The 7,441-nt window shown below is 42.9% G+C and carries 4 protein-coding genes and 2 pseudogenes; 2 read left to right on the top strand and 4 right to left on the bottom strand.

The features are described from left to right. Nucleotides 1-125 (top strand): annotated as a pseudogene (locus tag FTT83_RS06395) (IS701 family transposase); the annotation flags it as partial. A 313-nt stretch (nucleotides 126-438) separates the two neighbouring features. Then, a pseudogene (locus tag FTT83_RS06390) lies at nucleotides 439-1,388 on the top strand (DMT family transporter). A 79-nt stretch (nucleotides 1,389-1,467) separates the two neighbouring features. On the opposite strand, the gene pgaD reads toward FTT83_RS06390, so the two are convergent. From pgaD to FTT83_RS06370, 4 genes are all read right to left on the bottom strand, one after another. Continuing rightward, on the bottom strand, nucleotides 1,468-1,881 hold the full coding sequence (gene pgaD, locus FTT83_RS06385; protein ID WP_166167585.1) for a poly-beta-1,6-N-acetyl-D-glucosamine biosynthesis protein PgaD: 414 nt from the start codon (nucleotides 1,879-1,881) through the stop codon (nucleotides 1,468-1,470). Beyond that, nucleotides 1,871-3,163, bottom strand: a complete 1,293-nt coding sequence (pgaC, locus tag FTT83_RS06380) for a poly-beta-1,6-N-acetyl-D-glucosamine synthase (protein ID WP_166167588.1) — start codon at nucleotides 3,161-3,163, stop codon at nucleotides 1,871-1,873. The genes pgaD and pgaC overlap by 11 nt, the downstream gene beginning before the upstream one ends. Nucleotides 3,164-3,174: 11 nt before the next feature. Further along, entirely contained in the window at nucleotides 3,175-5,109 is a 1,935-nt protein-coding gene (gene pgaB, locus FTT83_RS06375; protein ID WP_373456110.1) for a poly-beta-1,6-N-acetyl-D-glucosamine N-deacetylase PgaB, read from the bottom strand. A gap of 336 nt (nucleotides 5,110-5,445) precedes the next feature. Beyond that, complete coding sequence (locus FTT83_RS06370; RefSeq protein WP_180176425.1) at nucleotides 5,446-7,320, bottom strand: diguanylate cyclase; 1,875 nt, start codon at nucleotides 7,318-7,320, stop codon at nucleotides 5,446-5,448. Nucleotides 7,321-7,441: the final 121 nt, after the last annotated feature.

The raw sequence follows: 7,441 nt of genomic DNA, 5'->3' as shown, positions 1-7,441 counted from the left end.
TTGAGCGGATCTTTGAAAATGTATATCGTTGGCAGAAGAAATTATTTAGACCAATGATCAAAAACTTCATTGATGACTTTATTCTCGATAAAAATCATCTGCTACCACAGAGAATCTATAAATAATACTGCGTAAGTCCTATATATAAACAATTTGAATAAAAATTATACGATTTTTAAAATTTTATGTTATAAAAAAGAATGCCAAGGAATTTTACTCATGTTCCCTATTTCTTCATCTGCTCAATATACGCTTGTCACTTGTCTCACTTGGGATCTTCAGGTCAACCAGGCCGGTTCACGACGTGTGGAGTTTTTACATGAGGTGCCTTGGAAACTGTACCCTGATGATGATTTAGAATAAATCACTAAGTAAAAAATACCCCAAGGTCGCCTCAATAGCGGCCTTTTTTATTGCCTAAAAACAAGGAAAAAGCTGATGAATCATCCAATTAATAAAAATGGATTCCCCACACCACTGTCCAAACCGGTTGTAGCCCCTTTTAGCCAAAACTCACGCTTTGCTACAGCCGGTCAATTTATTACTGTTGTGCTGATTTGGTCACTCACTCCGCTTTCAGCAGTCTGGACAGTGCATGAAATTCATTGGGCGTGGGGTTTATTTATCCGGTTTAGCTTGGCCATACCGATTGCACTAGCCTGTCAGGCCTACTTCAAGGTCAAAGTACCGGTGCACCCGCAAGCTTTGCTCAGCTATGCCGCGGGTGCTCTCGGCCTGTTTGCCTCCATGGCCTTCTGCTATATGGGCGCCTCCAGGGTACCTTCCACAGTGATTTCAATCATTTATGGTAGTGCTCCCTTTGTCTCGGGTTTAGTGGCCATTTATATTTTTCGCAGTGAAAAGTTTAGTGCCTATCAATGGTTGGGCTTGCTATTGGGTATGTTGGGCTTATATTTTGCACTGGGCTTAAACGAGCAAAACCTGTTATTGGATAGATTTGGCATTGGTTTGGAAATCGTGGCCATGCTTTTGTATGTATTTTCTGCATTTGCTGTGCATGCGGTTGCTGCAAATATCCATCCGATCAGTCAGATGACCGGTGCTACCCTCATGTCATGGCTGGGTTATTGTAGCTTGTGCCCTTTTTCTCCTCCGACATGCCAGATGAGCTGCCATCGTTAGATACCGCTATCGCAATTGTCTATAGCGCAGTATTTTCATCTGTACTGGCAATGATTTTTTATTATCAGCTGCTGAACAAAGTCAAGCCCACTACACTGATGCTGATGAACATCATTTGCCCCGTACTGGCTACACTGTGGGGCAAATGGCTTAATCACGAACTGCTCAGCTCACATTTCATCCTAGGGCTGCTGTTACTGTGTATGGGTTTAGCCTGCTATGCGTTGCGCGTACCGGGCAAATAGCAGATAAAATAAAATAGAAAAATCCCGGGCTGGATGCCGACCCGGGATTTTCTTGGTTTTGGGTACAGATAAAAATCTGTTATTCAATATGAATGATTTTGCCGTGTTCATCATGATGAACCACGCTGACCTTTTGCTGGCGTCCCTGTTCGATTTCTTCAACAGCCAAACCAAAATGCTGTCCATAATCGGCAATATTTTTGGCAGAGCTTGTCTTTACTGTTTTTGCAGGAACAAAATTCGACCATAGCAGCAAGCCCACAGCACAGGCCAATAATGCACTCACGCCATGTTCAATGCCCAAACCAAAGGCAGAAAAAAGCTGATGCAACACATGCTGTTTTTGCAGGCTCACAATCCCCAGCACAATCAACAACGGTCGCCATAACAACAGCCATATCGCCCACATCATAGCGGTAGAGGTATGTGATGCATAACGTTTATGCCATGGCAAGCAATGACGTAAATCAATAATTAAAGGATTATTTTTCATGGATGACTTCTTCATTATTGAGTTTGGAATTACGCATCCCACGGTCTGGACTGACCCAGCGTGCGCGCTGGCCATTGCCGCGTAACAATACTTTAGGAAATGCCACGATACTGGCCGTCAGGGTGATCAGCCAGAATACAAAGGGATACCAGATCATCCAGAAGTAATTTTTGCCTAGCGAAGGTTCATAACGGCTGTCCATCCATTTGCTGATCGCAAACTGCAACAGGCAGGTCACGCCCAAAAGCATGCCGGTGCCATAGGGTAAAAATGGTGAACTAATGCCCGATATGCCCAATGGAACCACAAAATGGATTAACCAGAGGACGGCCATAAACAACATCAAATAAGACCATACCAAAGTCAGCACCAGCTCACACAGCAGCGGCCATAAAAAATTCAGTTTCGGTTGAAACAGCACATCTATATTTTTAATCAGCACCTGTGCCCCGCCCATGGCCCAGCGTAGCCGCTGTTTCCACAAACCCTTGAATGTTTCCGGCATTAAAATCCAGACCAAGGCATTCGGTTCGAATTGAATATTCCAGCCTGCACGTTGCAGCTTCCAGGTAATGTCGATATCTTCGGTCAGCATGTCGGGTGACCAGTAGCCGACTTCATGCACGGCACTTTTACGAAAGGCAGTAATCACGCCAGAAACGGTAAACAGCCGACCAAAACTGCGTTGTGCCCGTTTAATCATGCCCACTATGGAGGAAAATTCTCCCACCTGAATACGTCCAATCAAAGTCGAACGGGTACGAATTCGCGGATTACCGGTGACCGCAGCCACGGTTTCATCCTGCAGAAAATGCCGTAACATCCAGGTCGCCGCATGCGGATCAAGCAAAGCATCACCATCAATGCCGAGCAAATATTCTGCATCGGTGAGCAAGCTGCCGGCCTGCAAGGCCATGGCTTTGCCCTGATTATGCGCCAAATGTACCACACGCAATTTTTCATACCGGTCTGCCAGACGGTTTAACACGGCTGCGGTGTTATCGGAACTGCCATCATTGATCGCAATGACCTCAAAATTTGGATAATCCAGCGCCAGTGCATGACCCAATGTTTCTTCGGCATTATCACCTTCGTTAAAACAAGGTACCAGTACAGCCACCTTAGGATAATCAGGTAATGCCTCAGGCTGCTGATACGGCGGATCCTGTCGTTCTTTCCAGTAGAAAATCAGTGCACCGATCATCCATAAATACGACATAAATAATGGATAATAAAAAACAAAGTGCAATGCAGAATGCCAAAAATGCTGCAGCGTTGACATATGGAATTCCTTTAAGGAATAAGTTTGCTGGATTTCATATCAAAGGCTTTGCGTAACACGCCTGTATCTGGATAGTCCTGAATCGGATCATCTGGATAATACGCTTCATGCATCACCCCTTGAGTATATAAAGACTCAATGGTTCTGGCTATTTCATTGGAAGGAACGCGTTGATTGGTTCGCCAGTTCACTGACTGCAATTCAAAGACGGTTTTCTTCATGCCATTCGGATATTGCTTCACGCGATTAACAATGTCCCGATAAAAAGCATCGCTATCTGCGGCCTGCTCCATATAGGGCATTGCCATGATTGCAGTGAAGTCATAACGGTTGATCGACTGTTCCAGAGACTGTGAATACCAGTTTTCAGCATAAGGCCGCAGGGCAACCTGAGCATATAAATTGCGTGCAGTCAGCAAGAATGGATGATACTGACGGACTTCTTGCGCCAGTTGCATGGCAAAGTCATCAATGTATCTGGTTTTAAAGCCGGTCCATTTTTCCAGCTCGGCATCGTTATTACGGATTTTGGCCAGATCGGTCGGTAAGCCTATCGCAGCATAGGCTTTTAAAGCATCAGGGCTGGCATCTTCATAGTCCGATAAAGTGGTGTCATCGTGGAATAAAATGCCGTTAAATGGCACTGATTTGGCCAGATCCTGATAAATACCGGCAATGGTTTTACGCGCATCGGCAGAAAAAGGACTTAAACGATGATAGCCCATATTCAGATGGTTAGAATCATCGGCTTGCTGGGTCACTACCACATCTTTGGACACCGGGTTATCTTTTGGTAATTCCCAGGCCAGTAATGGCATCCAGGCATAGACCCGGCTGACTTGGGTACGGGTTTGAATTTGCCAGGCAGCACGGTTAAACAGGTCGGCACGCATGGGCAAATAATGGTTCGGGAAATACACCATATCCGCAGAACCATTGGCATCCGGATCAGAAAAGGCTTGTAAATACACGGTATTGACTTTCATCGCCACAATCCGGTCAAGCAAGTGATCCAGATTACGTTCCTGCTGAATAGGATCTTTGTCGTAAATGTAATCCAGATCGATATGCATGATTTTTTGCGGACGGTTATTGTCGCCTAAATGTTGCTGACGATTTTGAATCTCCTGAGCTAAATCCGCAGTCGTCATATTGCCTTCAATCAGAATACGGTTGAGCTGCCCCAATGAATCTTTAGCCGAATCTGCACCATCGTCCAGACTAATCGCCACCGGCATACCTAACTGTTTGGCAATTTTTACGGTTTGCATATTATAGTGACCATAGGGCCAAACCATCACACGAGGTGATTTCAAACCATGTGCAGTCAATAACTGGTTATTCTGCTTTAAGTCACCTGTAATCCGTTGCTGATAATGACGTTCGGTTTCATAACTGGCAGATTTAGGATCGTATAACCGTGTCACTGCCGCCGGTTCCATATTGCCCTGCGGATTGCCCAAGATGCCGCGATGCAGGTTATAGCTATGACTGGCAATTTCGACCAGACCACTGTCCTGCATCTCTTTCAATTCAGCCCAGGATAACATTTGACTACGCTGAATTTTCTCACCTGAAAAGTCAACGCTTTGACCTGCTTTAGGCTCTAGCCATGAACCCACGACCGCCAGCACCACGGGAATTTTATTGGCTTTGGTCACCGGATAGGCACTTTTATAAAATGATGCATAGCCATCATCCACCGTTAATAAAACCGGTTTGCTCGGCAAGCGATATTTCCCTTCGTGCGCTTTAATCAGCTGATCGACATTAATAAAATGAAAACCGTTATTTTTAAGCCAGCTGATATGTTGCTGAAACTGCTGGGTCGTTACCGAATAGTCAGGAATCAGGGCCGATTGTCTATCGGTAATTTCATGGTAGCCAATCACCGTAAGGGTGGGATTGCTGGATGGTAGTGTTTTACTCCAGGCTAAATGAGGCATCTGACATAAAACGGCGGAAAGAGAAGCAGAAAGCAAGGTGGACAGCAAGCGAGTCTTCATTGAATGGTGCTCAAAAAACATTTTATGCTCTGAACACGTAGCATCATTGATCAATAGAAAACTACCCTTTTCACGATTTACGACGTTCAGAACTCTGAATCTGTCTTTTTATCCAATCAAGCTGAAATGAAGCTTAAAAAATAATAATTTTTTGAAAATTAAACGTTTAAAAATAGAGGAACTGTGATTAAGATCATCATACTTTAACTGGCATGCCTGCTTTTTATTTTAGTCAAAAGAGCTAAAAAAAAAGCTTAAATATCCACAAAATTTAAACTAAGTTCCAGAGGGCTGATATTGATCCCGTCCGGCATCCTTGGCTGCATAAAGCTGGATATCGGCAGCTTTCATCAGTTCATGAATATCGCTATAGGGATGATTTCGATCCATCCATGCCACACCCATACTTAAAGTCACATACTGTTTTTGATCAGGCCGGTTTAAATGTTCAAATTGAGCATCTCTGACTGCATTTAAAACCTGCTGCAACACATTCAAGACCACTTGACTCGGAATATTATGCAAAATAATGGCAAACTCTTCCCCACCGTAGCGGGCAACATAAGCAGATTCAGGCAAGGCCTGCTGGATCAGCTTGACCAAATCTTGCAAAATTACATCCCCCTTCAAATGCCCATAGTAATCATTATAGTTTTTAAAATAATCTACATCTAACATGGCAAATGCCAGACTATAATGGGTATGATTTTGTGTCAGGGTAAATAATCGCTGAATTTCAGCATTTAAAGCCCGCCGGTTAAAAGCCCCGGTTAATGCATCTATTTGAATTTGTCGCTCTAGCTTCTGGTTCAGTTGATGTAACTGTGAAGTGCGCTCCTGTACTTTATGATCCAGAGAACTATTCAGCTCAAGTAAGCTATTATTCAATTGCTCAATATGCGAGGTATGCTGTGCATAGTTTTTTGACTGCTGAAACATAATCAGCAAAGCATAGAAACTGGTTGAAATAAATGAAAGATTAAATGAATCGAGTAAATTTAAGGTCAACAAGAAATCATGAAAAAAGGTCACACATAATAAAATTATCGCCCATACATTGACGCTGGAATATTGCTCTTTTGATTTCAGGGTCAGATAAAAACCGTAGCCAAAATTTACAATGACAATCGGGCTAATGACCCAACTATAAAAGGCAAAACGCTGAAACACTTCAGGCACAGTAAACAAGGTCACCATCATATCCATGATCAGTACGCACATGGCCACACTGTAAACAATCGGATGCATATAACGCCGACTGAGTAAAAACATATAACTGATAAAAAAAGTGACTGCCAGATAAGTAAACAGATATTCTAAACGCTCTCCCCATAACCAGCCGATATTGGTAAAGGTGGTATAGGCATAAGGGGCTGAAAATAAATTATGCAAGGCCAGAAACAGGATAAAAATACCAAACACAAAAACCCGGATACTGCTGCGATTAATCACTCCTTGGAATACTGAAAACATTAAGGTAAACATTCCAATACCCAAGACTGCTCCACACACCAGGCCAATACTCATCATCATCTGCTGGAACTGGCGACCAATGGTTGTACCTATGCCTATCCGCATCGGATTTTCAAGACCACCATGCTGAGGATCAAAATTGGATGCCTGAATGGTGATGGTGAAATACTCTTTTTCCACCACAAAAAAGGCAATTTTAGGTGCATTTTCCGTTTGATGATGGCTTGGGTCTTTTCCGACTTCTCCTAAACGCAGTATAAAATCACCATTCAAGAACATTTTGTAAGCCCCATATTGATTGGGAATAAAAATGGCTATACGGCGCCCTACAAATTGCTTGGGTATTTTAAAATGGCCAATAAATGTGCCATAAGTCTGGTTAGTTCCAGTGATTTCTTTAAAAGAGACTGGCAAAGTTACGCTAGTCGATTTTAAAACTGAACTGGGTTGGGTGATGAATTGCTCAGGATAATACTGCCATGTCCCCTTAAGTGGCGTAGAGCTATCTTCAGTAAACTGAACATCATTCAAGAATTTTTGATGTAAATAATAGGATTCAGGCGCGGCTTCATAAAGTGCCCAGACCTTCTTCTGCCCCAGACCTATGCATAAACATATTGCTAGAAAAAGTTTTAAAAAATGAATTAATTTCTGAATTTTATACAAAAAGCGAATCATCCTTAAATACGCTTAGCTATTTCTTAATGTAGCGGTAAAAAAATAAAATTCAAACTATTTTTCACCTATCTGCAAGATTCATCCTTGTCTCTTGCAGAATATTTTTTAACCGATAATCAAG

Source organism: Acinetobacter sp. YH01018 (assembly GCF_013420295.1).
In the GTDB taxonomy this organism is placed as follows: domain Bacteria; phylum Pseudomonadota; class Gammaproteobacteria; order Pseudomonadales; family Moraxellaceae; genus Acinetobacter.
The sequence above is the reverse complement of the archived record's forward strand: the minus strand, read 5'-3'. Positions and strand labels throughout refer to the sequence as shown.

Coding starts and splice junctions, on each gene's coding strand:
- pgaB (WP_373456110.1), bottom strand. CDS start 5,109: ATGCCTCATTTAGCCTGGAGTAAAACACTACCATCCAGCAATCCCACC.
- FTT83_RS06370 (WP_180176425.1), bottom strand. CDS start 7,320: ATGATTCGCTTTTTGTATAAAATTCAGAAATTAATTCATTTTTTAAAA.
- pgaD (WP_166167585.1), bottom strand. CDS start 1,881: ATGAAAAATAATCCTTTAATTATTGATTTACGTCATTGCTTGCCATGG.
- pgaC (WP_166167588.1), bottom strand. CDS start 3,163: ATGTCAACGCTGCAGCATTTTTGGCATTCTGCATTGCACTTTGTTTTT.